Here is a 1,985-nt window from a genome sequence, read left to right on the forward strand (position 1 = left end):
GGCTTTTCAGATAATCCAGATGATCCATAATGCCTTTTATATCGCCACCATGCCGGTAAAACATCGAATCTCGGTTGATGCCCTGTTCACGCAGGTTACTGAACGAATCATTTGACGGATCGCCATTGGCAAACCTGTCGGGCATAATAAGGTAGATAACATCCTTACTGGTTACACCCTGCGCACGTCCGGCTGAACGATCGCGTTTTTTGAGCTCGTAGGTATAAGCTAAGTCTTTTTCACCCGCCTTTGTAAATTTTATGGGGAATGATCCGGGTTTGGCAGATGGAGCTATTTGCAGATCAAGAAACAAATAATCAGCGTTTTCAACCTGGTGTACAGCTTTCAATTTAACACCGGGATAGCTTATAACAGCTTTTCGCTTCCCTATATGACTGCCGTGTACAACCAGTTGCAGGTTGGGGTTACTCATGCCCACCCACCAAAACATGGGTTCAACACGTTCCAAAGCAGGTAGCTGTGCCGAAACTGAAGCCGCCAGCAACATCCAGCAGGCTATCAATAATAAATATTTTTTCATGCTAAATAGTGGTGGTTAACAACGGGTTTACCGATAAAAACTAAGGTAATGTAAATTACATTTTTAAATTGTAAACGGGGTTGACGGGAATTGGTTCAGAAAAATCAAAATATTATCATTTCTCCTCGTTCCTCGTCGAAATCTTATACACTATACTTACGGATCATGCTCGACGTATAAGATTTCTCACTATTGTTCGAAATGACAGTTTTTTTTAAACATCGACTCATCCACCTAACCCCTGTTGTTGTCCGAAGTCTCTGACTTCGGACTAATATGTTTGTAGTTTGCAACTACAGCTATCGGTAGTCTGAAGACTACGAGCATAGGCATCCGAAGTCTTTGACTTCGGATAGCGGTCGACTTTGGATAGCGGAATAACGGAATCCTGAGAATGGCTACTTGCGACAATTATACTCTTGCCCTCTTTCCAGCGAAGCTGAAGAGAGGGCCGACAAGCGCAGCGTTGGTCGGGTGAGTCAATTGAACGATAGTATCGAAGTGTTACTTATCAATCTGCTATTCAACTCACCCGACCATCGCTGCGCTTGGTCACCCTCTCTTCGCCTACGGCGGAAAGAGGGTTGGGAAATTTAATGACAATTTTATATCCGCCTAACCCCTCGGAGGTATGTTAATAAATTTTAAAGTAGTTTATTTGGATTAATTATAAATAATGTCAATCTTTGTGAACTATATGATTACCACTGTTGTAGAATTAGATCAATGGACAGATGTTTTCCAGACATCAGCAGGAGCCATTTACCAAAGCGATGCCGAGCGTTGCTGGTATGTTGATTTTGCCGGCAAGGTTGCCAAATTTGATTATCGTTGTCTTTTAAAGCTTCGTAAAGCGGTTTATCATATTGATATTGAGCAAGCCCTGCTTAATACCACCAAAGATCCTGATGTAGAGATCATCTTCATCTGCGCCTGTGATCATTGCTATGTACTTTCACTATTACAGATCATTGCCCTGAAAGAATTATTGGAGGGAACTTTTGTAATGCTGGAGCTAAATCATATCATCCACGATCGCCTGTATAGCCTTCCTTTATAGCTATTTAGATTAAATTCATATTGTCTTTAAATTGAGCTAATACAAACATATAGCCCTATTATTGTATTATAATATTGACTATAGTTTTTTAACTGTTCAATCAAATAAGAATATGAAAGACCTGCTCCGCATAAAAAGCCTTATTTCAAGCGAAATTGAAACGCTTTTAAATCAACAAGTAAAAAAAGAAGCATACTCATCATCTGTATATTTATCAATGGCATCATGGTGTAACCGTAACGGTTATGACTTCTCTTCTGAATACTTTTTTAAACAAGCCGAAGAGGAAAGACACCACCAGTTAAAGTTTTATAAATATATCCTGGATATGGGTGGCAATGCCGTATCGCCAGAGGTTACCGGTATTAAACAAGAGTACAATGC

The 1,985-nt window shown here is 40.2% G+C and carries 3 protein-coding genes; 2 read left to right on the top strand and 1 reads right to left on the bottom strand.

Going from position 1 to position 1,985, the window contains the following annotated elements:
* Positions 1–541, bottom strand: a 541-nt coding sequence (locus AAGC65_RS16820; protein WP_343113626.1) for a cyclomaltodextrinase N-terminal domain-containing protein, incomplete at its 3' end; no start/stop codon positions are given.
* 697 nt (positions 542–1,238) lie between these two features.
* Between AAGC65_RS16820 and AAGC65_RS16825 the strand changes: the two genes are divergently transcribed.
* The gene (locus tag AAGC65_RS16825) at positions 1,239–1,601 is read left to right on the top strand and encodes a hypothetical protein (protein WP_343113627.1); all 363 of its coding nucleotides are present in this window, start codon (positions 1,239–1,241) and stop codon (positions 1,599–1,601) included.
* Positions 1,602–1,713: 112 nt separating this feature from the next.
* Positions 1,714–1,985 (top strand): ferritin-like domain-containing protein (locus AAGC65_RS16830; RefSeq protein WP_343113628.1); only part of this gene is annotated, 272 nt, incomplete at its 3' end.

It is taken from the genome of Mucilaginibacter sp., from assembly GCF_039207105.1.
Taxonomy (GTDB): domain Bacteria; phylum Bacteroidota; class Bacteroidia; order Sphingobacteriales; family Sphingobacteriaceae; genus Mucilaginibacter.